A 23,621-nucleotide genomic window follows, 5' to 3' on the forward strand; every position below is an offset into this window, starting at 1 on the left:
GTGCTCACGGTCTGTGTGCTCACGCCGCCGCCTCGACGGCCTTCGCGAGGCCCGCGACGGTCGGGTTGCGGAAGACCAGGACCGGGGAGACGCGGTGGCCGAGCCGCTCGCTCAGCCGGGCCGCGACCGCGGTGATGGCCAGCGAGTTGCCGCCGACGTCGAAGAAGTTGTCGTCCGGCCCGAAGTCCCCTTCGAAGCCCAGGCACTCCTGCCAGACCTCGGCCACCAGCGTCTGCTCCTCGGTGGCGTGCTCCCGGGCGGCCGCGGGCGCGCCGGCCGGCCGCGGGTCGGGCAGCGCGTCCCGGTTGACCTTGCCGTTCGGGGTGAGCGGGATCTCCTCGATGACCGTGAAGCTCTGCGGCAGCATGTACGGCGGCAGCAGGTCCACGAGGTGTCCGCGCAGCCCGGCCGGGTCCGCGTCCCGCAGCGGAGGCTCGGGGATCACGTAGGCGGCGAGCTGCTCCACGCCGGTGCTGGTCCGGCGCACCGCGACCGCGCAGTCCGCGATCGCCGGATGGTCGCGCAGCGCCGACTCGATCTCGCCGAGTTCGATGCGGTAGCCGCGCACCTTGACCTGGTGGTCGTTGCGGCCGAGGAAGACCAGGTTGCCGTCGGGCAGCAGCCGTACCACGTCACCGGTGGCGTACATCCGGGCGCCGGGCTCCTCGGCGAACGGGTCGGGCAGGTACGCCTGCGCGGTGCGCGCCGGCTTGCCCAGGTAGCCGCGGCCGACCGCGCTGCCGCCGACGTACAGCTCGCCCCGGCAGCCGGGGACCACCGGGCGCAGCCGGTCGTCCAGGACGTACAGGCGGGCATTGTCGGTGGCCTGGCCGAACGGGACGCTCGGCCGGTGGGCGTGCCGGTCGACCAGGTCCTCGGTGATCGGGCAGAACGCGGAGGTGACGGTCGCCTCGGTGGGGCCGTACTCGTTGAAGACCCGGCAGCCGGGGCGGGTGACCTCCAGGATGCGCCGGGCCACGTCGTGGGGGACGGCCTCGGCGCCGGTGAACACCAGCCGCACGGAGGCCAGGCGGGCCGCGCAGTCGGCGCCGGACTCCAGCAGGATGCGCATCTGCGAGGGCGTCGCGTTCAGCGTGGTGATGCCGCGCTCGGCCACCTCGCGCAGGAACGCCTCCGGGTCGTAGGCGGCGGTGGGGCCCGCCAGGTGCAGCTGGGCGCCGGAGACCAGGCACTGGAAGATCTCCCACACCGAGTTGTCGAACGCCACCGAGTGGTTCAGCAGCGCCCGGTCGTCGCCGGTCAGACCGCACAGCCGCTGGTTCCAGGCGAGGAAGCCGGTGATGTTGGCGTGGGTGATGGCCACACCCTTGGGCCGGCCGGTGGAACCGGAGGTGTAGATCACGTAGGCCAGGTGGTGGGGCTCCGCCTCGTCCACCGGCCCGGGCTCGGGCAGGTCGTCGGGGTCCTGGCCAACGGGGAGCACCCGGACCGAGCCGTCGAACAGGCCCGCCGAGGGGTGCCCGGGGTCGGCCACCACCAGGCGTACGCCGGAGTCCTCCAGCAGGTACTGCAGGCGGTCCGCCGGGTAGCCGGGGTCGAGCGGTACATAGGCGCCGCCGGCCTTCAAGACGCCCAGCAGGGCGACCACCAGCTCCACCGAGCGCTCCAGGCACACACCGACCAGCTGCTCGGGCCCGACGCCCTGCGCGCGCAGCACACGGGCCAGCGCGGCGGCCCGGCGGTCGGTCTCGGCGAAGGTCAGCGAGGTGCCGTCGCCCGCCACGCACACCGCGTCCGGGGTGGCGCGCACCTGCCGCTCCCACATCCGCACCAGGGTGCTCGGCTCGGGCAGCGGCTCGGCGAGGTCACCTGCGGCCAGGGAGCGCAGTTCCCCGGCGGAGAGGATCTCCAGCTCCGACAGCCGGGCGCCGCGGTCCGCCACCATCTGCTCGATCACCCGCAGGAGGTGCCGGCCGAGGCCCTCGACGAAGTCCTCGTCGAACAGGTCGGTCGCGTACTCGACGGAGACGCTGAGGTCGCCGTCGCCCACCGCGTGGTCGGTCACGTCGAACGCCAGGTCGAAGCGGGCGGTGCCGAGGCGGCCTTCCAGTTCCTTGCGGTCGTGGACCTCCGGCAGGGCGCCCGCCGGGGGCTCCTCGTGCAGGGCGAAGAGCACCTGGAAGAGCGGGTTGCGGCTCAGGTCGCGCTCCGGGCACAGCTCCGCCACCAGCTTCTCGAACGGCAGCTCCTGGTGCGCGTGCGCCTCCCGGGCCACCTTCCGCACCCGGCCGAGCAGTTCGGACCAGGTGGGGTCGCCGCTCAGGTCGGTGCGCAGCACGGCCGTGTTGACGAAGTAGCCGCACACCTCGGCGGTCTCCGGGCGCGTCCGGCCGCCCATCAGGGTGCCGACGGCCACGTCGGTCTCGTCGGCGTACCGGCCGAGCAGCACCTGCAGCGGGGCCAGCAGCCCCATGAACAGGGTGACGCCCTCGGCGCGGCAGGCCGCCCGCAGCCGCCCGGCCAGCTCGGCCGGGACGCGCAGGAACGTACGCCGGCCGCGGTGGCTCGTGACGGCCGGGCGGGGCCGGCTGGTGGGCAGTTCCAGCGCGGGCACCCCGGCCAGCCGCTCCCGCCAGTGGGCGAGCAGCCGCTCCAGTTCGGCGCCGCTGATCCGCTCGTGCTCCCACTGGGCGAAGTCGGTGTAGGTCACCGGCAGCGGTGCCGGGGACGGCCGGCGGCCGGCGCGCAGGCCGGTGTAGAGGTCGCCGAGTTCGTGCACCAGCAGGTCCACCGAGGTGCCGTCGCAGGCGATGTGGTGGATCGTCAGCAGCAGCACGTCCCGCTCGGGGGTGCGCAGCACGTCCGCGCGCAGCAGGGGTGCCCGGTCGAGGGCGAAGGGCGCGCGGATCCGCTCGGTCAGCAGTGCCGAAAGCGCCTCTTCGGTCACCTCCGTGCACGGCACCCGGACGGGCGCGGCCTCGCGCAGTTCGGGGCGGAGCCGGCCGTCGGTGGGGACCAGCGCGGTGCGCAGCGCCTGGTGGCGGTGGACCAGCGCGGTCAGCGCCTGCTCCAGCACGGGCAGTTCGGCCCGGCCGTCCGGGAAGCCCACCGTGACGGGCAGGTGGTAGGCCGGGACGTCCTCGTTGACCTGCTCGAAGAACCAGATGCGCTCCTGCCCGAAGGACAGCTCGGCCCGCGTCGCCGGACGGATCGGCTCCTCGTCGACCGCCTCCAGCTCCTCGACCGCGGCCGCCAGGGCGGCGGGTGTCGGATGCGCGAACACCGACTGGACGCCGACCGGCACCCCGAGCACCTCGCGCAGCCGCGTCACCGCGCGCACCGCCGCGAGCGACTGGCCGCCCAGACCGAAGAAATCGTCGTACGGCCCCACGTCCGTGAGCCCGAGGATCTCCGCCCACACCGTGCGCACCGCGTCGGTGTGCGCCGGCAGCGGACCGCCGGCGGCCTGTCGGTCCGGCTCGCGGACGCGGTCGTAGCCGAGGGCGAGCACGGCGCCCCGGTCGGCCTTGCCCGCGGGCGTGCGCGGGAGCGCGTCGAGGACGGCGTAGCCCTGGGCGACCATGTGGGCCGGCAGATGCGCGGCGAGGTGGTCGCGGACCCGGCCGGGCAGCTCGGCCGCGGCGCCCCGGGCGTTCGGCGCGGCGACCAGGAAGGCCACCAGCTGGTCGCCGCCGGCCGCCTCGCGGTCGACGACCACCACCGCGTCCGCCACCTCGGGGTGGCTGCGCACGCAGGCCTCGATCTCGCCGAGTTCGATGCGGTAGCCGCGCACCTTGACCTGGTGGTCGTTGCGGCCCAGCAGCTCCAGGTCGCCGTCGGCGCTCCAGCGGGCGAGGTCGCCGGTGCGGTACAGGCGCCCGGTGCCGTCACCGAAGGGGTCCGGGACGAAGCGCTCGGCGGTGAGCGCGGGCCGGCCCAGATAGCCGCGGGCCACGCCCTCGCCGCCGATCCACAGCTCGCCGGTGACGCCCGGCCCCGCCGCGCGGCCGTGCTCGTCGACCACGTACAGGCGGGTGTTGGACAGGGCGGTGCCGACCGTGACCCGGTCGCCCGCCCGGTCGACGCGGGCCGCGGTGGCCCACACGGTGGCCTCGGTCGGCCCGTACAGGTTCCACAGGGTGCCGCCGGTGGCCAGCAGATCGCGGGCCAGCTGCGGGTCCAGGGGCTCGCCGCCGGACAGCAGGACCCTGCCGTGGCCGGCCCGCCAGCCGGAGGCCACCAGCATCCGCCAGGTCGTCGGCGTCGCCTGGACGACCGTCACCCGGCCGTCCTCGATGGCGGCGGCCAGCACCTCGGGGTCGGTGTTGGCGGCCTGCGGGGCCATGACGACGCTCGCGCCGAGGGTCAGCGGCAGGAACAGCTCCAGCGTGGAGATGTCGAACGACAGCGGGGTCAGCGCCAGCACCCGGTCGTCGGGGGCGAGCCCGGGGCGCTCGGCGACGCTGCGCAGGAAGGAGGAGATCGCCGCGTGGTCGATGGCCACCCCCTTGGGCAGGCCGGTGGAGCCGGAGGTGTAGATGACGTACGCGAGGTGGTGGGGCCGCGCCGGAGAGGTGAACGGCGCGGCCGGTTCGGTGGGTACGTCCTCCACGAGCAGCAGGTCGACCGACCCGGGCACCGCGCCGCGGATCCGCTCGCGGTGCGCGCGGTCGCACAGGACGAGACCGGCACCGGAGTCCTCGGTCATGTGCCGCAGCCGGTCGGCGGGGTAGCTCGGGTCCAGCGGCAGGTACGCGGCGCCCGACTTCAGGATGCCGAGCAGGGCCACGGTCATGTCGACCGAGCGGTCGAGGCAGACACCGACCAGGGACTCCGGGCCGATGCCGCCGGCCTGCAGTGCGGCGGCGAGCGCCGTGGCCCGGCGGTCCACTTCGGCGTAGGTGGCCTGTCGCGGGCCCGCGACGACGGCGACCGAGTCGGGAGCCGAGGTGACCCGCTGCTCCCACAGGGCGACCAGGGTGGTCGACATGAACTGATCCTTTCTCAGCCCCACGCGGGGACGGTGCGCGTGATCGTTTCGGCCAGCTGCTGTTCCGCGCCGCGTACGTAGAGGTGTCCGCCCGGGAAGCGGCGCAGCTCGAAGGCGGCCGTGGTGTGCTCGCGCCAGCCGGCCAGCTCCACCGCGTCGACGGTGTCGTCGTCGGTGCCGGCGAGGACGGTGAGGGGACAGGGCAGCGGCGCCTCGGGCCGGTGCGCGTACGTCTCGCACACGGTCAGGTCGGCGCGCATCAGCGGCAGCAGCAGCTCCTGCAACTCCGGGTCGAGACCGGCGAGTTCGACGTCGGCGAGGCGGGCGAGCAGGTCCGCGTCCGGCAGGTGGTGCAGCGGGTCCCGGTCCGGCAGGCCGGGGGCCCGCGTCGCGGACAGGAACAGCCGGGCGGGCAGGGCCGCGCCCAGGGCCCGCAGCCTTCGGGTCACCTCGAACGCCACCAGCGCGCCCATGCTGTGCCCGAAGAAGGCGTACGGCAGCCCGGTGTGCCCGGCGATCAGCGGCGCCAGCTGGGCCACGACCGCGTCCAGGGACGTCAGCGGCTCCTCACCGAACCGGTTCTCCCGTCCGGGCAGCTGTACGGTGCACACCTCGACGGTGTCCGGGACGTGCCGGGCCAGCTGGTAGGCGGAGGCGCCGGCACCGGCGTGCGGGAAGACGAACAGGCGCCGGCGCGCGGTGTCCTCCCGGCTGCCGAGGCCGCGCAGCCACAGCCGGTCGAGGGCGGGGGTGGTCTCGACGGTCATCGCCGCGCCGCCCGTTCCCGGCGCACGGACAGCGGAGTCAGGTCGGTCCACACCGCTTCGATGTGGTCCAGGCACTCCTGCTTGGTGCCCTGCTTGCCGGCCGGGGTCCAGCCCGCGGGCAGCTCGCGGCCGGCGAACCAGATCGAGTACTGCTCCTCGTGGTTGAGGACGACGAGGTAGCGGTCCTGGGTGTCGCTCGCGGTCATGGTCACACCCCCACACCGTCGAAGAAGCCGGCCTGCGGGTGGCCGCCGCCCGCGGCGACGACCCGGTCGTGCACCCACTTGCCGACGGCGAGGTCCAGCACGCCGAGGCCGAACGGGGAGAAGACCGCCGGGCGGCCGGGGTGCCGGCGCAGCCGCTGCCGGAGCAGGTCACCGAGGGTGCCGTCGACGAAGTCCCGGTTGCCGGTGCGCTGTTCGGCCAGGTGCAGCGAGGTGCGCTCGCGTACGGCGTGGTCGACGTCGTCGGTGAAGTTCTGCGCGGCGAGGATCAGCTCGGGGGCGAGGTCGCGCAGCGACAGGTGCAGCACCACCGGGTTGTGGGCGAGCAGCCGCGCATCGTGCAGGTGGGGCTCGCCGGCCACGGTGGTGAGGACCACCAGGTCGCAGTCGGTGAACGCGTCCTCGACGCGGTCGGCGATCACGACCTCGGCGTCGGTGTGCTCCGCGACGACGGCGCCATAGCGCTTCGCGGCGTCCTGGTCGAGGTCGAACAGGCGGAAGCTGCCGATCTCCCAGTCGAGGTCGCGCAGGAACTTCCAGACGTGCTGGGCGATCAGACCGGTGCCGACGATGCCGACCCGGCGGGCGCGGCGCTCGCCGATCAGCGTCTCGGCGCCCAGGACGGCGGAGGCGGCGGTCCGGGTCGCCGAGATGATCGACGACTCCATGCATGCGAACGGGAAGCCGGTGGCGCAGTCGTTGAGGATCAGCGTGGCGGAGGCGCGCGGGATGCCGTGCCGGGTGTTCTCCGGGAAGCTCGCGATCCACTTGTTGCCGGCCACCTCGAACGCGCCGCCCAGGTAGGCGGGCAGGGAGATGATGCGGGCCCGGTCGTTGTGCGGGAAGCGCAGGAAGGAGCTGTGCGGGTTGGCGCTCTGCCCGGCGTCGTGGGCCAGGTAGGCGGCGCGGACGACCTCGACGAGCTCCGGGCGGTTGTGCTCGACCTGGGCGGCGATGTCACCCGCGTCGATCACCGTCATGGGCGGTGGGGTCAGGGTGGGCACGGAAGGGTCCTCCTCCTTCAGTTGGCGGCCAGCGCGGCGACGGGCGAGGCCAGGGCCTCTTCCGCGAGGAGCTGCTGGAACCAGCCGGGGTTGTAGATGGTCTTGGCGTAGGCATGGCCCCGGTCCGCGGCGATGAAGGCGACCTTGGGGCGGCGCGCGCCGGGAGGGTTGCGGGCGAAGTAGCTCTGGATGGCTGCGTAGCAGCTGCCGGTCGAACCGCCCGCGTACAGGCCGTACCTGGCGGTCAGGGCGCGGCAGCCCTCGACCGCGCGCACCTCGGAGACGATCTCGACCTCATCGATCAGCGCCTGCTCGCACAGGGGCGGCACGATGCTGGAGCCGATGCCAGGGATGCGCCGCTTCTTCGGCGGCCCACCGAAGATCACCGAGCCCTCGGTGTCCACGGCCACCACCACGCAGCGCGGGAAGGCCTCCTTGACCCGATGGGAGACGCCGGCGATGGTGCCGCCCGTCCCCACCCCGACGAACAGGTAGTCGATCGGGCCGGCTTCCGCGATCAGCTCGGCGGCCGTGAAGCGGTAGTGGGCGTCACGGGCGTCCGGGTTGGCGTACTGGTTGGGCCAATAGGCCTGGCCGAGTTGCACCAGGAGTTCCTGCACCCGGGCCAGCCGGGTGCGCAGATATCCGCCGGCCGCATCCCGGATGGAGACTTTCTCCACTCTCCGGCACAACAGGCGCAGATGTGCTTCGGTGGCCTCATTGCAATTGGGGTCGATCACCGGCACGAAGGAAATTCCCAGCATGCGGCAGTAAAAGGCCAGCGCCAGGGCGAAGTTGCCCGACGACGACTCGACCACCGTGGTGTTCCGCGTGATCTCCCCACGGGCGATGGCCCGTTCCAGGATCCACAGTGCCGAACGGTCCTTGGTGCTGCCGGTCGGATTGCAGAACTCCAGCTTGGCGACAATGTCGCATTCGTCGTCCGCCAATGGAATCAGCGGGGTCCCCGCGAGACCGGAGCGGAGCCGTCCTATCCGGTCGATCAGGGTTTGGTCAGCACGACTTTGAAGCATGCGGCGACTTTGGCACGCGGTTTCCAACCCCGGCTCAACCGCGACTCAAGCGAAGCGCGGGAAGGGGGAAACGGCGAGGAACGAGTCCGGAAACGGGACTCGGGAGGCCGCGGGCGGGCCCGTCCGACCGCACCCCGTGGACAGTTGGACGGGGTGCGGGCGGGCGCCGCTCTCGTCAGTCGTCCGCGCCCGGCAGATAGCCGCGGCGAACCGCCTGCACGCCCGCCTGGAAGCGGCTGCGCGCGTCCAGCAGCGTCAGCAGCGCGGCCATGGTGCGGCGCACCGTCCGGTCCGACACACCGAGTTGGTGTGCAATCGCCTCGTCGGTCAGCCCTTGCGCCATGAGCCGAAGCACTTCAGCCTGATGCGTGGTGAGTGTCTTGCGGCTGCGCTCGGGACGCGTTCCGATGGGCCGCGCGGACTGCCACACGGTCTCGAACAGTGCGTGCATCAGAGCGATCGTGCCCGGGTTGTCCACCACGACCGCACCGGCTCCGGTGTTCTTGCTGTCCGTGGCGATGAGTGCCGTACGCCGGTCTATGAGAATGAGGCGATTGGGAAGTGTGGGGGTGGTGCGGACCTGGGCGCCCTGGGCGGCCAGCCATTCGGCATGGGCGACGGTGGGCGGATCGCGTCGGATGCTGTCCAGATAGACCGTGCGCATCCGGACGCCCCGATTGAGCAGCCGCAGATTGAGCGGGCGCGAGGCGTCCATGTTCTCCGGGGTCTGCGGACCTCCCGGAGCGAACGTCAGGAATTCCTCCTGGACCTCCTTGGTGAGGATCTCCAGATGCTCCCGGATGGCCTCGACACCGGACAGGAAATGGAATCCCGGGCCGGCGGCCGGGGTGTACTGGTCCGCGAACTGGGCGATGGTCTCCGCGACCACCGCACGGCTCGCCTCCACCCGCTGCTGGTGCGCGGCCAACTCCGCCTGCTGCTGGGCCAACAGCGCCTCCAGCGCGAGCATCGGGTTCACCGGACGCACCCGGGACTCGTTCTCCGCCGAGGTTCTGACCAGCGCCAGCCGGCTCAACCGGTCCAGTGACTCCCGTACCTCGTGTTCGGACAGACCGAGATCGTCGGCCCACTCGCCGACATCGCCGTCCGGGCGCGCCAGCATCGTCCGATACACAGCCTCCGAGGCCGTGTCTATCCCGAGTCCGGAAAGCAATGGGATCTCCTTCTTCGACACCCTGGTCCCCCTTGCTAGGGCTCTCTGTGCGGAGACAGAAATGCATGTGGAGATTACACGAATGGGGGGACGTCAGCCGTGACGGAGATCGCTTCCGCCTATGCCGTCCCGGAAAGCGTTGTCCCGGGTGGCAAAGCCACCGTCTTACCGTGGAGTTGTAATTGATGTACCTCGTCCACCTGCACCTGGGGCCGCATCCGGCCGGCCTGGAGCTGCCCGAGGACACCGCACAGGCCGTCACCGACACCGCCCCGCCGGCCGCGGCGCTGCGTCATGTCACCGTGCACGCCTCGGACGAGCCCGCCGTCGGCCTCTACCTCGCCGCCGACGGGCCGCAACAGGCCGAGTCGACGGCCCGCCTCCTGTGGTGGAGCACGGTCGCCGCACGGCCGCGGCTCGGCGGCTGGCCACTGCTCGGCATCCGGGTCACCATCTCCCTGCCCACCGCCCGCTGACCCGCCCGCCGGCCCGCGCACCGGCCGTGACCAGCACCGGACCCCGGACTTGTCCGCCAGCGGACATGTCCGCTCTGCCCGCCCGGAAACCCCTTCTCCTGGCCTGCGACCCCGGGTGAAATTCAGTTGTCGGACCGATCACGACCGGATCGGCCACAACACGAACGATCACGCAACTGTTGAAGGGGAGACGACGATGCGTCGAATTGCTGTTCTCGGGGCTGCGATCGCGGCGGTACTGGCGATCGTGACGGGGGCGACGCACCACCAGGAGCACATGGCGCAGCAGGCGGGAGACGCCGGCTGGCAGCGGGCGGGCTCCACCACGGTTCTCGCCGACGCGCAGGCCGTCCCGGGCGACGCGGGCTGGCAGTAGGAAACCCGGACGACCAGGGCGCCCGCGAATCCCGCTTGGAGGCTGTCATGGCCGAAACGGCCTGCCGGAACGACGCCGAGTACCTGCTCGCACTCCGCGGTGAACTGCTCGACCTGCCGGTGCAGGACATCCCCGTCGACACGCTGCGGGTGACGGACTCACCCCGCAGCAGGGTGGAGGACCCCGGCCACTCCCGGGTCCTGGCCCAGGCCCAAGACGCACTGCCGCCGGTGATCGTGCATCGCCCGAGCATGACGGTCGTCGACGGTGTCCACCGGCTGCGGGCCGCACAACTACGGGGCCGCACCACCATCCCCGTCCGCTTCTTCGACGGCAGCGCCGAGGACGCGCGCCTGCTGGCAGTCGCCCTGAACGTCACCCACGGCCTGCCGCTGACCCTGGCGGAACGCACCGCAGCCGCGGAACGCATCCTCACCGCCCGGCCGGACTGGTCCGACCGGGCCGTGGCCTCCCTCGCGGGACTCTCCGCCGGCAAGACGGCCGAGATACGGCGCCGGGTGCTCGACCCGGCGGTCCCCGGCACGAAGCGGATCGGCCGCGACGGGCGCGCCCGCCCACTGGACGCCTCCCACGGCCGCGCCCTGGCCGCCGCCCTGCTCACGCAGGACCCGACAGCCTCGCTGCGCCGGGTCGCCCGGGAAGCCGGGATCTCACCGGCCACCGTCGCCGACGTCCGCGCCCGGCTCGCCCGCGGCGACGACCCCGTCGGCCCCCGCCACATTGCCCGCCGGACACCCGCACCCGCGGCACCGAAGCCCGCACCGGACGTGGGCGAGATGCACCGCCGGCTGCGCCGTGACCCGGCGCTGCGCTTCAGCGAGACCGGACGGTCCTTCCTCCGGCTCCTGGAGGCGGGCGCCGCACTCGACCGACACCGGGAGGGGATCGCCGCAGGACTGCCCCCGCACTGCCGGGCCGCCGCCGCCCACCTGGCCCAGGCCTACGCACAGAGCTGGGAACTGTTCGCCAACGAGCTGCAGTGACGCACTGCGGCACCGCGCCGGCCGTACGAACTGCGGCCCACACCGGCAGACCCGGACATCGGGCCACCGCCCGACCGAAGTCCGCCGGACAACGGGGAGAAAACCAATGCGAGTCAACCTTCTGGGACCACTGGAGATCTACACCGGCGAAACCGGCGTCAACGCCGTCCCGGCCGCGCAGAAAGTACGCCAGACCCTGGCCGTACTGGCACTGAACGCCAACCGGGTCGTGCGCTTCGAACAGCTCATGGAAGAGCTGTGGGAGGACAACCCACCCGCCAGCGCCCACACCGCACTGCAGACCTACGTGTACGAGATCAGGAAACGCTTCGCCCTCGGCAACCCGAGAAGCGGCAGCCGCGACCGCGACACCGACCGGCCCGTACTCGGCACGGCAGGCGGCGGCTACCAGCTCAGCCTGCCCGAGGACCAGGTGGACGCCTTCCGCTTCGAGCCGCTCCTCGCCCGGGCCCGCAAGGAGTTCCGCGCCGGCGACCACCGGCGCGCCCGCGACTCGGTCGCCGCGGCCATGGCGCTGTGGCGGGACGCGGCCCTCGTCGACGTCCGCAAGGGACCCCTGCTGCAGGCCGAGGCACTGCGCCTGGACGAACTCCACACCAGCGCCACCACCCTGCGCATCGAGGCCGACCTCCAACTGGGCAGGCACCACGAGCTGATCGGCGAACTCACCTCCCTCGCCGCCCTCGAACCCACCAACGAGACCGTCCAGCGCAACCTGATGACGGCCCTGTACCGCACCGACCGCCGCGCCGACGCCCTCCGCGTCTACCAGCGCGCCCGCTCCCAGATCGCGGACGAGTTCGGACTCGACCCCTCACCCGAACTCCAGGCCCTGCACACCGCCATCCTCCAGTCCGACGCCAGCCTGCTGCGACCGGCCGAACCGTCCCCCGCACCGCGCACGCCCGCCCCCACCCCCCGCGTGCCCTGCCATCTGCCCGCACCGCAGGAGCGACTGACCGGCCGCAGCGGTCAGCTGGCCCGCGCCACCGGCGCGCTCACCGCCCGGACGGCGCCCGGACCCGCACTCGTCGTGGTGAGCGGCGCCCCCGGCACCGGCAAGAGCGAACTGTGCCGGCACGCGGCCCGCCGGGCCAGCGGCCACTACCCGGACGGCCAGCTCTACGGCCGCCTCCTCGACGACGCCGGACGACCCGTCCGCCACGCCGAGATCCTCCGCTCCTTCCTGCGCGGACTCGGCGCGACCGAGGACCTGCTGCACCTGGGCGCGACCGACCTGAGCCTCATGTACCGCACCTGGACCGCCGACCGGCGCGTCCTGGTGGTCCTCGACGACGTGACCGGCCCGGACGACCTCGACCTGCTGCTCCCGTCCGGCTACGGCTGCGGCGCGGTGATCAGCAGCCGACGGCGGCTGTTCGTCTCCTCCAGCACCGAACACGTCGAGCTGGACCGGCTGCCGCTCGACGACTGCCTGCACCTGCTGGTCTCCCTGGTGCCCGAGCACCGCATCACCATGGACCCGGACGGCGCCCGGCAGTTGGCCGAGCTGTGCCACGGCCTGCCCACCGCCCTGTTCGCCGTCGCCGCCCGACTCCGCCTGCGCCCGCACTGGACGGCCCGTCAGGCAATCTCCTGGGCGACGACCGCCGCACAGGCCGGTGAGGATCCGCTGGGACTGCGGGCCGCACTCGAACGCACCCTCACCACACTCCCCGCCCACCTCCGCCGCGCCGCGGACACCCTGCTCTCCCCGACCGCCCCCGGCCGGCCCGCACCCGCCTCGGCGGCCGCCCTCCTCGGCACCGGCGAGCAACAGGCCGCGACCCTGCTCGAAGAGCTGGTGGACGCCTACCTGTTGAGTGCGACGACCCCTGCGTCCGAAGACGGCTGCTACAGCTGGGAGCCGGCGCCCCGGGCGCTGCGGGAATCGGTACGCCGCGCCGTTCCGGCGGCACCCGCCGACAACACCGTCCGGCATCCCATGGCGGCCTGACGGCAGCGGCCGCAGGCCCACGCCGGACCAGGATCAGCCGAAGCACACGTCACGGACGCCGCCTCACCCCTTCTTCAGGCGCAGAGCGGTGCGGACGACGAAATCGCTGACGGCCGCGGGCGCGAGACGCAGCAGCGGCGCCGCCACCGCCCCGGGCCCCACGCGGTAACGGCGGTGCGGCTTCTGCGCGAGAAGAGCCCGGCGCACGGCACGGGCCACGGTCTCCGGGCCGGGCGGCGACCACGAGGCGACGAGCCGGCGGGCGGCCATGTAGCCGTTCGCATACCGCGAGTCGGCCGGAAAGTCCGCCAGCCCCCTGGAGAGCATGGGCGTGTTGACGAAGCCGGGCTCGATCAGACAGGCGTGGACGCCACTGCCGGCGATCTCCATACGCAGGCTGTCGGTCAGAGCCTCCAGTGCGTACTTGCTCGCGCAGTACCAGCCGGTGAACGGGACGGAGACCAGCCCCCCGAGCGAACTCACCTGGACGATCCGCCCCTCCCCCCGGCGCCGCATACCCGGCAGCACCAGCCGGGTCATCCGGGCCGCGCCCAGCAGGTTGACCTCCAGGGCGTTCCGGGCGTCCTCCTCGGACACGTCCTCGAAGGCGCCGACCGGTGCGACCCCCGCGCTGTTGACCAGAGCCCAGGGTCCCCCCTCCGTCAGCTCGTCGATCTCCATGACGGCGTCCTGGCAGGAACGCGGGTCCGTCATGTCGAGGAGGACGGTGCGCACGGTGAGGCCGACTTCGGCCGCGGCGACCGCGAGCTTCTCGGCCTTGTCGGGGGTGCGGGCGGTGCCGATGACGTGGAACCGGCGGGCGGCCAGGTCGAGCGCGGTGGCCTTGCCGATGCCGCTGGTGGCTCCGGTGACGACGACGGTCTTCAAGGGGCGGTCCTTGTGAGGAGGGTGGGGCGGGCCGAGCCGCCTCTCCGGATTTGATCACTTTATGCACAACTATGTCGCATATCGCCGTCAATATCCGGCAACCAGAACGAGCCGTGGGGCGCACGACCCACACGTCGTCCGCCCCACGGCCCGGCCGGCACCCGAGCCGACACCCGGAAGGTGCCGGCCCACCCCAGTCCTTGTCGTCAGTCCTTGTCGTCGCGGTCGGCCGCGTCCTCCTCGGCCTGCTTCGCCTGGACCTCCGGGTCCAGCGACGAGGAGCCGGTGCCGTCCACCGAACTCAGCCGGCCCGACTCGGGCACCTCCGTCGCGGCGGGCGGCTCCACCAGCCAGTCGGGGTTGGCCTGCTTGTCCCACCACTTCCAGGCGAAGAACGCGCCCCCCGCCACCAGCCCGAACAGCGCCAGCACCTTCAGGGCACGGCCCCTGCGGGAGCGCCGCTCGTTCCTGCGAGCCAGCTTCTGGATCTCCTGCGCCGAAACCTGACCGCGCAGCGCGACCAGGGCGGCGGCACCCCGCGCGGCGGCCTCGTCCGCCACCGGAGCGGCAGCGGCCATCGCATGCTCGATCTTCGGACGGGAGTACTCGGCCGCCTGTCGGGCGGCCTTCCGGGTCAGGTCGGCGGCCTCCTGCGCGGCCAGGTCCACCTTCGGCGGCACATGCGCGAGAGCCTGCTCCAGCCGCGGGGCGAGCCGGGCGTCGTACTGCACACGGGCCTGTTCGGCGGCCTGGGACACCACGGGCGCCAGCCGCACGCGTGCCTCCTGCGCGTAATACGCGGCACGCTCCTTGGCCGTGTCGGCGTAGGGCGCCACCACTTCCGCGGCGTGCAGCACGCTGTCCTTCGCCGAGCCGGTCGCGGCGCGCACGCTGTCGATGCGGGTCACGGGTTTCCTCCTCCTCGGTGGCGTACGGTAATTCGCCTTTCCACCCTTTTAAGGATCATGCCTGCCAACAGCCCGCGCGTCATGCGAGGGCGGGCATATGGGTGCAACAAGGCCTTCCTGTCGACCCTGCCACGAATCCCCGCCGGGCGCTCCCCGCGCGGCGGAACTCACGGCGGCCGGGCGTCGCCGACCCCGCACCGTGCGAGGATCGGGGAGTCACACGAGGACAACGGAAGGCATGCCGTGGCCGAGCAGCTCTACGCCACCCTGAAGACCAACCACGGCGACATCGTGGTCAAGCTGTTCCCGAACCACGCGCCCGCGACCGTCAGGAACTTCGTCGAGCTCGCTCAGGGCGAGCGGGAGTGGACGCACCCGGGCACCGGCGCGGTGACCCACGACAAGCTCTACGACGGCACGATCTTCCACCGGATCATCGGCGGCTTCATGATCCAGGGCGGCGACCCGCTGGGCAACGGCATCGGCGGCCCCGGCTACGAGTTCGCGGACGAGTTCCACCCGGACCTGCGCTTCGACCGGCCCTACCTGCTCGCCATGGCCAACGCGGGCCCGGGCACCAACGGCTCCCAGTTCTTCATCACGGTCAGCCCCGCCGTGCACCTGAACCGCAAGCACACGATCTTCGGCGAGGTCGCCGACACGGCCGGCCAGAAGGTCGTGGACGCGATCGCCGCCGTGCCGACCACCCTCCCGAACAACCGGCCCGTCAACGACGTCGTCATCGAGACGGTCGTCGTGGAGAAGCGCCAGGGCTGAGCCCGGGCGCACCCCGGCATCCGCCCCGAGGAAGCACAGGGAACCAAACGTCCCGCTCGTCCGTAGGGAAGAGCGGGGCGGGGTATGGGCCGGGGGACAAGCCACGACCAGCAAGGGGATCTCATGGAACAGGCCGAAGGCAGCACGCAGGACGCCCGGAGCCTGCCCGGGTGCTACCGGCACCCGGACCGCGAGACCGGCGTGCGCTGCACCCGCTGCGAGCGCCCCATCTGCCCCGAGTGCATGGTCAGCGCCTCGGTCGGCTTCCAGTGCCCGGAATGCGTCCGCAGCGGATCCGGCACCGGACACGCCCCGGCAGCGTCCCAGCCGCGCACGGTGGCGGGCGGCACGGTCACGGCCGACCCGCGGCTGGTCACCAAGATCCTCATCGGGATCAACATCGCCGTGTTCATCGCGGTGCAGGCCAAGAGCTCGCTGCTGAACGACCTGGTGCTCTACGGCGCCTGGCCGCTGAAGCCGTTCACACCGACGTCGGGTGTCGCCGGGGGCGAGTGGTACCGCTTCGTGACGTCGATGTTCACGCACCAGGAGTACTGGCACATCGGCTTCAACATGCTGAGCCTGTGGTGGATCGGCGGCCCGCTGGAAGCGGCCCTCGGCCGGGCCCGCTATCTGGCCGTCTACTTCGTCTCCGGGCTGGCCGGCGGCGCGCTGACCTACCTGCTCACGCCTCCGACAACGGCCTCGCTCGGCGCTTCCGGAGCGATCTTCGGCCTGTTCGGCGCGACCGCGGTCCTGATGCGTCGGATGAACTACGACATGCGGCCGATGATCGCCCTGCTGGTGATCAACCTGATCATCACCTTCAGCCCGGGGATGAACATCGCCTGGCAGGCCCACATCGGCGGCCTGGTCGCCGGTGTCGTCACCGGCTACGCCATGGTCCACGCCCCGCGCGAGAAGCGGGCGCTGGTCCAGTACGGCACCTGTGCGCTCGTCCTGGCCGTGGTGGTGGGCATGGTGCTGCTCAGGACCGCTCAGCTCACCTGATACCGAACCGTTGTCCACAGTGCGTGCCGAATCTTGTGCACGCTGTGCGGGAACAGCTGTGCCCCCTGCCGCTCGGATGCGTTTCCACAGGTCGGGCAGGGGGCGAACGGATGTATGAGGGCCAGTAGGGCAGTCACACCGGCGTCAACGTCCGATGGGTTATCCACAGATCGTAGTCTTTTCCCCAGGCGGGGTGTGGAAATCGAACCAGCCTGTGGATAACTCAGTGAACAGCCCTGGGCAGAGCTAGCGCGGACCCGCTACTTCCACTGCGTGGAGACACCGAACCCGGCGGCGATGAAGCCGAAACCGACCACGATGTTCCAGTTGTCCAGGCTGTCGATCGGCAGCGAGCCGTTGCTCACATAAAAGACGACGATCCAGGCCAGGCCGATGAGGAACATGGCCAGCATGACCGGCGCGACCCAGGCGCGGTTGGTGAGCTTGATGGCCTGCCCCTGCTTCGCGGGCGGCGGCGTGTAATCGGCCTTCTTGCGGATACGTGACTTCGGCACGAGGGTCTCTCCTGTCGATGCGCTGCGTGGCCGCGCAGGTAACTGGGTCGGTCCGGGGCAGCGTACAAGGGGACACTTAGTGCTCCCCCGGGCGTCCGTTAGCGTAGTGCTTCCGCGGCGCCGAAGGAGATAAGGGTACGTTGAGCAATTCTGCCGACTCCCCCGGGACGGGATCAACGGGTTCCGGCCCGTCTCGTGGACTTCGTTTCCGCCCGGTGCGGCTCCTCACCATCGCCGTCTTCGCGCTGGCCGGCCTCATCTTCTTCACCAGCTTCAACACGGCCAAGGGCACCGACATCCGCCAGGACGGTTCTCTGCTGAAGCTGTCCGACCTGATCCAGGAGCGCAGCCGCAAGAACAAGGGGCTGGACGAGTCCAACGCCACGCTGCGTGACGGTGTGGACGCGCTCGCCGAGAGCGACGACGGGAGCACCAAGGCCCAGGACGAGAAGCTCCGGGGCCTGGAGGACACCGCGGGCACCCAGAAGCTCACCGGCAAGGCGATCAGCGTCACCCTCAACGACGCTCCGCCGAACGCGACCGCCAAGCTTCCGGGCTACCCCGAGCCGCAGCCCGACTACCTGGTCATCCACCAGCAGGACCTCCAGGCCGTCGTCAACGCCCTGTGGCAGGGCGGGGCCAAGGGCATCAAGGTCATGGACCAGCGGCTGATCTCCACCAGCGCGGTGCGCTGCGTCGGCAACACCCTGATCCTCCAGGGTCGCGTCTACTCACCGCCGTACAAGATCACCGCTATCGGGGACCCCGGGAAGCTGCAGCAGGCGCTCGCCGCGAGCAAGGCGATCCAGACCTACATGGTGTACGTCAACGTCTACGGCCTCGGCTGGAAAGTCACCGAGGACGGGACGGTGACTCTGCCGGGCTACTCGGGCACAGTGGATCTGCACTACGCGAAGCCAGTGGAGTAGGTCCCCCCGTCAGGAGCCGCCGGTGCGCGTGATCGTCCGGACCGTCAGCGAACTGTGCATCACCGTCGGCGCCCTGATCGTGCTCTTCGTCGTCTACGTGCTGTTCTGGACCGGCGTCCAGGCCGACGGCGTCATGAACGACCAGATCGACCAGCTGCACCGGCAGTGGTCGAAGGGGAGCGTCGAGTCCGCCGGGGGGAGCACCGGGGCCGCGGCGAGTGCGGCGGAGCCGGCGGCGTACCACTACGGCAGGCCGTTCGCGATCATGTACATTCCGCGGCTCGGTTCCACGTGGAACAAGCCGGTGCTGGAGGGCACGGGCGCCGACGTGCTGAAGAAGGGCCTCGCCCACTACACCGGGACCGCCCGGCTCGGTCAGGAGGGCAACTTCGCGGTCGCGGGCCACCGGCGTACCTATGGCGACCCCTTCAAGGACTTCCCGCGGCTGCGGCCGGGTGATGCGGTGGTGCTCACGGACGGAACCACCTGGTTCACGTATCGGATCGACAAAGGGCCCTACAAAACCGTGCCGGCGGACGTTGAGGTGATCGACCCTGTGCCACGTAAGTCGGGGTACACCCGTCCGGGCCGGTATCTGACGCTCACCACGTGCGATCCGGAATGGGGGCACAGCCACCGGCTGATCGTGTGGGCGCACCTTGACTCCACCCAGCCCGTGGAGTCAGGCGAACCGAAGGCGCTGCGCCGTTAGTCTGGTGCAGTACGGCGTGAGTCAGGTGCCGTGGTGGAACGGAAGGGACGGCATGTACGGCTGGATCTGGCGGCATCTGCCGGGGAACGCGTGGGTGAGGGCGCTGATCTCACTCGTACTGGTCCTGGCCGTGATCTATGTCCTGTTCCAGTACGTCTTTCCCTGGGCCGAACCGCTGCTGCCCTTCAACGATGTGACGGTGGACAACCAGTGAGTGCGCGGATTCTCGTCGTCGACAACTACGACAGCTTTGTCTTCAACCTGGTCCAGTACCTGTACCAGCTGGGTGCCGAGTGCGAGGTGCTGCGCAACGACGAGGTGTCGACGGCGCACGCCCAGGACGGCTTCGACGGTGTGCTGCTGTCTCCCGGGCCCGGTACGCCGGAGGAGGCGGGGGTGTGCGTGGACATGGTCCGCCACTGCGCCGCGACCGGTGTCCCCGTCTTCGGTGTCTGTCTCGGTATGCAGTCGATGCAGGTGGCGTACGGCGGTGTGGTGGACCGGGCGCCGGAGCTGCTGCACGGCAAGACCTCCTTGGTGGAACACGGGGGCAAGGGCGTGTTCGCCGGGCTGCCCTCGCCCTTCACGGCGACCCGCTATCACTCGCTGGCCGCCGAGCCGGCCACCGTCCCGGCGGAGCTGGAGGTCACGGCCCGCACGCACGACGGCATCATCATGGGCCTGCGCCACCGCGCACTGCCGGTCGAGGGTGTGCAGTTCCACCCCGAGTCGGTGCTGACCGAGCACGGGCACCGGATGCTGGCCAACTGGCTGGTGGAGTGTGGCGACCAGGGTGCGGTGGCGAGGTCTGCGGGGCTCGCCCCGGTGGTGGGCAGGGCCACGGCGTGACCGCGCTGCGCCCGGAGCGCGAGGACTTGTACGGGGAGACACCGTACGAGTCCTACGGCTCTGCGCCGTACGCGGCCGCGGGCGACGCCCCTACGGCGCCGATGCCTCTGATGGCTTCGGCGCCTCAACCACATCAGGGGCAGACATATAGGGCGCCCGGGATGCCTCCGACGGCTTCGGTGGACGAGCAGGCGACCACGCTGCTGCCGCCGATCGACGACGAGACGGTGGCGCTGCGGATCCCCGATCCGCCGCCGGGCCCGCAGAACGGGTCCCTACGCGCCTCTGCAGCCTCCTCGGCCTCATCCACCACCGGAACCACACCGGGTGGCCGTGCGGCCCGCAGAAAGGCCGCCAAGCGGCGCGGTGGCCGCCATGGCGGGAGCCGAGGGCCGGCGGGCGGGCCGGACACCCCCTCGCAGTCCGCGTCGCAGCGGCCGCTCTCCCGTGTCGAGGCCCGACGTCAGGCGCGGCTGCGCAAGCCGAGCCCGGCCGTCGTCGCGAGCCGGGCGATCGGCGAGGTGTTCATCACCACCGGCGTGCTGATGCTGCTGTTCGTCACCTACCAGCTGTGGTGGACGAACGTCCGCGCTCATGCGCAGGCGGGCAGTGAGGCACACCAGCTGCAGGACGACTGGGCCAGCGGCAGGCGGGCCCCCGGGGTGTTCGAGCCGGGGCAGGGCTTCGCCATCCTGGACATCCCGAAGCTGGACGTGGTGGCGCCGATCGCGGAGGGCGTCAGCAACAAGAAGGTGCTCGACAAGGGGATGGTCGGCCACTACGGCGAGGGCGCGCTGAAGACGGCGATGCCGGACGCGAAGACCGGCAACTTCGGACTGGCCGCGCATCGCAACACCCATGGTGAGCCGTTCCGGTACATCAACAGGCTCGCGGCCGGCGACGCGATCGTGGTCGAGACGCAGGACACGTACTTCGTGTACAAGGTGACCTCGATGCTGCCGGTGACCCCGCCGTCCAACACCAGTGTGCTGAACCCGATCCCCAGGGGCTCCGGATTCACCGAGCCGGGCCGGTACATCACCCTCACCACCTGTACGCCGGAGTTCACCAGCAAGTACCGGTTGATCGTCTGGGGCAAGATGGTCGAGGAACGCCCGCGCAGCAAGGGCAAGCCGGACGCGCTCATCGAGTAAGGCAGAGGGAACAAGTGGCAGCGACCGCCGACGAGACCGAAGAGCACACCGACGCGTCCGACGAGGCCCCGGCCCCGCGCCGCCGCCCCGGCCGGATCGCGCTGGCGGTCAGCGCCTTCGGCGAACTCCTCATCACGGCGGGCGTGTTGCTGGGCCTGTTCGTCGTCTACTCGCTCTGGTGGACGAACGTGATAGCGGACCGCAAGGCGGACCGGGAGGCCGACAGGGTCCGTGACCACTGGGCCCACGCCACCGACTCGGGACCCGGCGCGCTGGACACCAAGGACGGCATCGGCTTCCTGCACGTGCCGGCGATGCGCAACGGCGAGGTCCTGGTCGAGAAGGGCACGGGCACGGACGTCCTCAACGACGGCGTGGCCGGCTACTACACGGACCCCGGCAGGGCCACGCTCCCCATGACCGGCAAGGAGGGCAACTTCACCCTCGCCGCGCACCGGGACGGCCACGGCGCGAAGTTCCACAACATCGACAAGGTGGAGAAGGGCGACCCGATCGTCTTCGAGACGAAGGACGACTGGTACGTCTACAAGGTGTACTCGATCCTCCCCGAGACCTCGAAGTACAACGTCAAGGTCCTCTCCCAGATCCCCAAGGAGTCCGGCAAGAAGAAGCCGGGCCACTACATCACCTTGACGACGTGCACCCCGGTCTACACGTCCGAATACCGCTACGTGGTGTGGGGCGAGCTGGTCCGCGTGGAGAAGGTGGACAGCAAGCGGACACCGCCGGCGGAGCTGCGCTGAGACGCCGCACCTATGAGTGGGCCCCTGCCGGAACTTCCCGGCAGGGGCCCACTCATAGGTGCGGGGCGTCAGCCGTTGGTGCCGCCGAAGATGTTCGTCCCGCCGTTGTTGTTGCCGCCCTGGTCCACCGTGAACAGGGTGACCGTGTCGCCCTGGTTGACCGTGGTGCCCGGGGTCGGGTTGGAGGTGACGACGACGGCGTTGTCGTCCTGGGAGCCCTGGACGGCGACCTGAAGACCCGCCTGCTCGAGCATCTTCCGGGCGTCCTTGAGCTTCTGGTTCTGGACCTGCGGGACCTGCGTCTGCTGCGGGCCCTGCACCTTGCCGACGTTGATCACCACGTTGGTGTTCTTGAAGACCTGCTCGCCCGCCTGCGGGTTGGTCGAGAGGACCTTGCCGTCGTCGTCGGGGTTGTTGGTCGGGGTGTCGTTGCAGGTCGGCACCAGGCCCAGGTTCTGCAGCTCGGTCTTGGCGTCGTCGCAGGACTTGCCGACGAGGTCGCTGGGGATCGTGATCTTCTCCTCGGCCTTGGCGACCGTGAGCGTGATCGTGGAGCCCTTCTCCTTCTTCGTGCCGCCAAGGGGGTTCTGGGCGGTGACGACACCCGGGGTCTGCGTGGAGACCTCGATCTTCTTGTCGACCGTGAAGCCCTTGTCCTTCAGCTGGGACTCAGCATCGTCGAACTGGATGCCGCGGACGTCCGGCACGGTGACCTTGGGGGCGCCCGTCGACACCACCAGCTTGATCGTGTCGCCCTTCTTGACGTCCGTACCCGCCTGGGGGTCCTGGGTGCAGACGTTGCCCTTCGGCTGGTTGTCGCAGGGCTTGAAGGTGGGCTTTGCCAGTTTCAGGTCGCGGTTGGTGGCCATCTGCTGGGCGGTGGCGTAGCTGTTGCCGACGAAGTGCGGGGCTGCGAAGGTCTCGTCCGTGTTCTTCTGGCTGAAGACCCACTTGCCGATCAGGATCGCGCCGATCAGGACCAGCACGGCCGCGACCACGAGGAGGATCGTGGAGGTGTTGTTCTTCTTCTGCTGGCGGCGCCGGTCGGGGCGGTCGTCGTAGCCGTAGCCGCCGTCGTCCGGGTTCATCGGGGGCAGCATCGACGTGGCGCCGGCCCCCGCATCCGGACGCAGCGCCGTCGTCGGCTGGTCGTCGGGGTAGCCGCCGTAGCCGACCGCGCCCATCGCGGCCGTCGCCGCGACCGGCTGGCCGTCGAGGCAGGCCTCGATGTCGGCGCGCATCTCGTCGGCCGACTGGTAGCGGTAGTTCGGGTCCTTGACCAGCGCCTTCAGGACGATGGCGTCCATCTCGGGGGTGATCTCGGGGTCGAAGACGCTCGGGGCCTGCGGCTCCTCGCGGACGTGCTGGTAGGCCACGGCCACCGGGGAGTCGCCCACGAAGGGCGGCCGTACCGTCAGCAGCTCGTAGAGGAGACAGCCGGTCGAGTAGAGGTCCGACCGGGCGTCGACCTGCTCGCCCTTGGCCTGCTCCGGGGAGAGGTACTGCGCCGTGCCGATGACCGCGGCGGTCTGGGTCATGGTCATGCCGGAGTCGCCCATGGCCCGGGCGATGCCGAAGTCCATCACCTTGACCTGGCCGTTGCGCGTCAGCATGACGTTCGCCGGCTTGATGTCACGGTGGACGATGCCGTTGCGGTGGGCGTACTCCAGGCCCTGGAGGATGCCGATGGTCATCTCCATCGCGCGCTCGGGCAGGAGCTTGCGGCCGGAGTGAAGCAGCTCACGGAGTGTCGAACCGTCGACGTACTCCATCACGATGTAGGGGATCGAGACCCCGTCGATGTAGTCCTCGCCCGTGTCGTAGACCGCGACGATCGCGGGATGGTTGAGCGAGGCGGCCGACTGGGCCTCCCGGCGGAAGCGGGCCTGGAAGGAAGGGTCGCGTGCCAGGTCGGCGCGCAGGGTCTTCACTGCCACGGTGCGGCCGAGCCGGGTGTCGTGCGCGAGGTAGACCTCCGCCATGCCACCACGGCCGAGCACCTGGCCCAGCTCGTACCGGCCGCCGAGGCGACGCGGCTCTTCCATAGCTACCTACCAGCCCTCTCCGTCGGTCTCGGCCGCGCACGTCCGTGTGCGGCCGAAGGCTGCCGTCCGGGCCTACCGTAC

General features: G+C 71.1%; 22 protein-coding genes. 12 read left to right on the top strand and 10 right to left on the bottom strand.

Annotation, left to right across the window (positions count from 1 at the left end):
- Positions 1-19: 19 nt before the first annotated feature.
- The 6 genes from ACFY3C_RS16335 to ACFY3C_RS16360 form a co-directional block, all read right to left on the bottom strand.
- Positions 20-4,951 (bottom strand): amino acid adenylation domain-containing protein, encoded by a 4,932-nt coding sequence (locus tag ACFY3C_RS16335; protein WP_390771174.1) that lies wholly within the window; start codon positions 4,949-4,951, stop codon positions 20-22.
- 14 nt (positions 4,952-4,965) lie between these two features.
- Positions 4,966-5,718, bottom strand: a complete 753-nt coding sequence (locus tag ACFY3C_RS16340) for a thioesterase II family protein (RefSeq protein WP_390771175.1) — start codon at positions 5,716-5,718, stop codon at positions 4,966-4,968.
- A complete protein-coding gene (locus tag ACFY3C_RS16345; protein WP_386572705.1) occupies positions 5,715-5,924 on the bottom strand; it encodes an MbtH family protein in 210 nt (69 codons plus the stop codon). The genes ACFY3C_RS16340 and ACFY3C_RS16345 overlap by 4 nt, the downstream gene beginning before the upstream one ends.
- A gap of 2 nt (positions 5,925-5,926) precedes the next feature.
- On the bottom strand, positions 5,927-6,922 hold the full coding sequence (sbnB, locus tag ACFY3C_RS16350) for a 2,3-diaminopropionate biosynthesis protein SbnB (protein ID WP_386573118.1): 996 nt from the start codon (positions 6,920-6,922) through the stop codon (positions 5,927-5,929).
- Between the two features lie 41 nt (positions 6,923-6,963).
- Positions 6,964-7,980, bottom strand: coding sequence for a 2,3-diaminopropionate biosynthesis protein SbnA (sbnA, locus tag ACFY3C_RS16355; protein WP_390771176.1), 1,017 nt, complete (start codon positions 7,978-7,980; stop codon positions 6,964-6,966).
- Between the two features lie 175 nt (positions 7,981-8,155).
- Complete coding sequence (locus ACFY3C_RS16360; RefSeq protein WP_390771177.1) at positions 8,156-9,103, bottom strand: LuxR C-terminal-related transcriptional regulator; 948 nt, start codon at positions 9,101-9,103, stop codon at positions 8,156-8,158.
- Positions 9,104-9,339: 236 nt separating this feature from the next.
- Here ACFY3C_RS16360 and ACFY3C_RS16365 point away from each other — a divergent pair, with 236 nt between their 5' ends.
- The 4 genes from ACFY3C_RS16365 (at position 9,340) to ACFY3C_RS16380 (ending at position 12,988) form a co-directional block, all read left to right on the top strand.
- The gene (locus tag ACFY3C_RS16365) at positions 9,340-9,630 is read left to right on the top strand and encodes a hypothetical protein (RefSeq protein WP_386572708.1); all 291 of its coding nucleotides are present in this window, start codon (positions 9,340-9,342) and stop codon (positions 9,628-9,630) included.
- 196 nt (positions 9,631-9,826) lie between these two features.
- Positions 9,827-10,006: a hypothetical protein gene (locus tag ACFY3C_RS16370; protein WP_390771178.1), complete on the top strand. Its 180-nt coding sequence runs from the start codon at positions 9,827-9,829 to the stop codon at positions 10,004-10,006.
- Between the two features lie 47 nt (positions 10,007-10,053).
- Positions 10,054-11,010 carry a ParB/RepB/Spo0J family partition protein gene (locus ACFY3C_RS16375; RefSeq protein WP_390771179.1) on the top strand — a complete coding sequence of 319 codons (957 nt, stop codon included), beginning with the start codon at positions 10,054-10,056 and terminating at the stop codon, positions 11,008-11,010.
- 106 nt (positions 11,011-11,116) lie between these two features.
- A complete protein-coding gene (locus ACFY3C_RS16380; protein ID WP_390771180.1) occupies positions 11,117-12,988 on the top strand; it encodes a BTAD domain-containing putative transcriptional regulator in 1,872 nt (623 codons plus the stop codon).
- A 63-nt stretch (positions 12,989-13,051) separates the two neighbouring features.
- Here ACFY3C_RS16380 and ACFY3C_RS16385 read toward each other — a convergent pair whose 3' ends face one another.
- Both ACFY3C_RS16385 and ACFY3C_RS16390 read right to left on the bottom strand, forming a co-directional pair.
- Positions 13,052-13,876, bottom strand: coding sequence for an SDR family oxidoreductase (locus tag ACFY3C_RS16385; RefSeq protein WP_390771181.1), 825 nt, complete (start codon positions 13,874-13,876; stop codon positions 13,052-13,054).
- Positions 13,877-14,082: 206 nt separating this feature from the next.
- Positions 14,083-14,784: a DUF5324 family protein gene (locus ACFY3C_RS16390; RefSeq protein ID WP_386572713.1), complete on the bottom strand. Its 702-nt coding sequence runs from the start codon at positions 14,782-14,784 to the stop codon at positions 14,083-14,085.
- A gap of 243 nt (positions 14,785-15,027) precedes the next feature.
- On the opposite strand from ACFY3C_RS16390, the gene ACFY3C_RS16395 reads away from it, so the two are divergent.
- On the top strand, positions 15,028-15,561 hold the full coding sequence (locus ACFY3C_RS16395) for a peptidylprolyl isomerase (RefSeq protein WP_386572714.1): 534 nt from the start codon (positions 15,028-15,030) through the stop codon (positions 15,559-15,561).
- A gap of 123 nt (positions 15,562-15,684) precedes the next feature.
- Positions 15,685-16,572 carry a rhomboid family intramembrane serine protease gene (locus ACFY3C_RS16400; protein WP_386572715.1) on the top strand — a complete coding sequence of 296 codons (888 nt, stop codon included), beginning with the start codon at positions 15,685-15,687 and terminating at the stop codon, positions 16,570-16,572.
- A gap of 260 nt (positions 16,573-16,832) precedes the next feature.
- Here ACFY3C_RS16400 and crgA read toward each other — a convergent pair whose 3' ends face one another.
- Complete coding sequence (gene crgA / locus ACFY3C_RS16405; protein ID WP_386572716.1) at positions 16,833-17,087, bottom strand: cell division protein CrgA; 255 nt, start codon at positions 17,085-17,087, stop codon at positions 16,833-16,835.
- A 140-nt stretch (positions 17,088-17,227) separates the two neighbouring features.
- Here crgA and ACFY3C_RS16410 point away from each other — a divergent pair, with 140 nt between their 5' ends.
- The 6 genes from ACFY3C_RS16410 to ACFY3C_RS16435 are packed head-to-tail and all read left to right on the top strand — an operon-like array spanning position 17,228 to position 21,495.
- Positions 17,228-18,016 carry a DUF881 domain-containing protein gene (locus ACFY3C_RS16410; protein ID WP_390771182.1) on the top strand — a complete coding sequence of 263 codons (789 nt, stop codon included), beginning with the start codon at positions 17,228-17,230 and terminating at the stop codon, positions 18,014-18,016.
- A 22-nt stretch (positions 18,017-18,038) separates the two neighbouring features.
- Positions 18,039-18,728, top strand: coding sequence for a class E sortase (locus ACFY3C_RS16415; RefSeq protein WP_390771183.1), 690 nt, complete (start codon positions 18,039-18,041; stop codon positions 18,726-18,728).
- 16 nt (positions 18,729-18,744) lie between these two features.
- The gene (locus ACFY3C_RS16420) at positions 18,745-18,942 is read left to right on the top strand and encodes a hypothetical protein (protein ID WP_186581498.1); all 198 of its coding nucleotides are present in this window, start codon (positions 18,745-18,747) and stop codon (positions 18,940-18,942) included.
- Positions 18,939-19,577, top strand: a complete 639-nt coding sequence (locus ACFY3C_RS16425; RefSeq protein ID WP_386572719.1) for an aminodeoxychorismate/anthranilate synthase component II — start codon at positions 18,939-18,941, stop codon at positions 19,575-19,577. Before ACFY3C_RS16420 ends, ACFY3C_RS16425 begins: the two co-directional genes overlap by 4 nt.
- Positions 19,574-20,731: a class E sortase gene (locus tag ACFY3C_RS16430; protein ID WP_390771184.1), complete on the top strand. Its 1,158-nt coding sequence runs from the start codon at positions 19,574-19,576 to the stop codon at positions 20,729-20,731. Before ACFY3C_RS16425 ends, ACFY3C_RS16430 begins: the two co-directional genes overlap by 4 nt.
- A gap of 14 nt (positions 20,732-20,745) precedes the next feature.
- Positions 20,746-21,495, top strand: coding sequence for a class E sortase (locus tag ACFY3C_RS16435; RefSeq protein WP_390771185.1), 750 nt, complete (start codon positions 20,746-20,748; stop codon positions 21,493-21,495).
- Between the two features lie 68 nt (positions 21,496-21,563).
- Here ACFY3C_RS16435 and pknB read toward each other — a convergent pair whose 3' ends face one another.
- A complete protein-coding gene (gene pknB, locus ACFY3C_RS16440; protein ID WP_390771186.1) occupies positions 21,564-23,540 on the bottom strand; it encodes a Stk1 family PASTA domain-containing Ser/Thr kinase in 1,977 nt (658 codons plus the stop codon).
- Positions 23,541-23,621: the final 81 nt, after the last annotated feature.

This window comes from Streptomyces sp. NPDC001410 (assembly GCF_042895235.1).
In the GTDB taxonomy this organism is placed as follows: domain Bacteria; phylum Actinomycetota; class Actinomycetes; order Streptomycetales; family Streptomycetaceae; genus Streptomyces.

What these genes read in the sequence shown, in the direction of transcription:
- ACFY3C_RS16335 (WP_390771174.1), bottom strand. Translation starts at nt 4,951, where the DNA reads ATGTCGACCACCCTGGTCGCCCTGTGGGAGCAGCGGGTCACCTCGGCT.
- ACFY3C_RS16340 (WP_390771175.1), bottom strand. Translation starts at nt 5,718, where the DNA reads ATGACCGTCGAGACCACCCCCGCCCTCGACCGGCTGTGGCTGCGCGGC.
- ACFY3C_RS16345 (WP_386572705.1), bottom strand. Translation starts at nt 5,924, where the DNA reads ATGACCGCGAGCGACACCCAGGACCGCTACCTCGTCGTCCTCAACCAC.
- sbnB (WP_386573118.1), bottom strand. Translation starts at nt 6,922, where the DNA reads ATGACGGTGATCGACGCGGGTGACATCGCCGCCCAGGTCGAGCACAAC.
- sbnA (WP_390771176.1), bottom strand. Translation starts at nt 7,980, where the DNA reads ATGCTTCAAAGTCGTGCTGACCAAACCCTGATCGACCGGATAGGACGG.
- ACFY3C_RS16360 (WP_390771177.1), bottom strand. Translation starts at nt 9,103, where the DNA reads ATGCTGGCGCGCCCGGACGGCGATGTCGGCGAGTGGGCCGACGATCTC.
- ACFY3C_RS16365 (WP_386572708.1), top strand. Translation starts at nt 9,340, where the DNA reads ATGTACCTCGTCCACCTGCACCTGGGGCCGCATCCGGCCGGCCTGGAG.
- ACFY3C_RS16370 (WP_390771178.1), top strand. Translation starts at nt 9,827, where the DNA reads ATGCGTCGAATTGCTGTTCTCGGGGCTGCGATCGCGGCGGTACTGGCG.
- ACFY3C_RS16375 (WP_390771179.1), top strand. Translation starts at nt 10,054, where the DNA reads ATGGCCGAAACGGCCTGCCGGAACGACGCCGAGTACCTGCTCGCACTC.
- ACFY3C_RS16380 (WP_390771180.1), top strand. Translation starts at nt 11,117, where the DNA reads ATGCGAGTCAACCTTCTGGGACCACTGGAGATCTACACCGGCGAAACC.
- ACFY3C_RS16400 (WP_386572715.1), top strand. Translation starts at nt 15,685, where the DNA reads ATGGAACAGGCCGAAGGCAGCACGCAGGACGCCCGGAGCCTGCCCGGG.
- pknB (WP_390771186.1), bottom strand. Translation starts at nt 23,540, where the DNA reads ATGGAAGAGCCGCGTCGCCTCGGCGGCCGGTACGAGCTGGGCCAGGTG.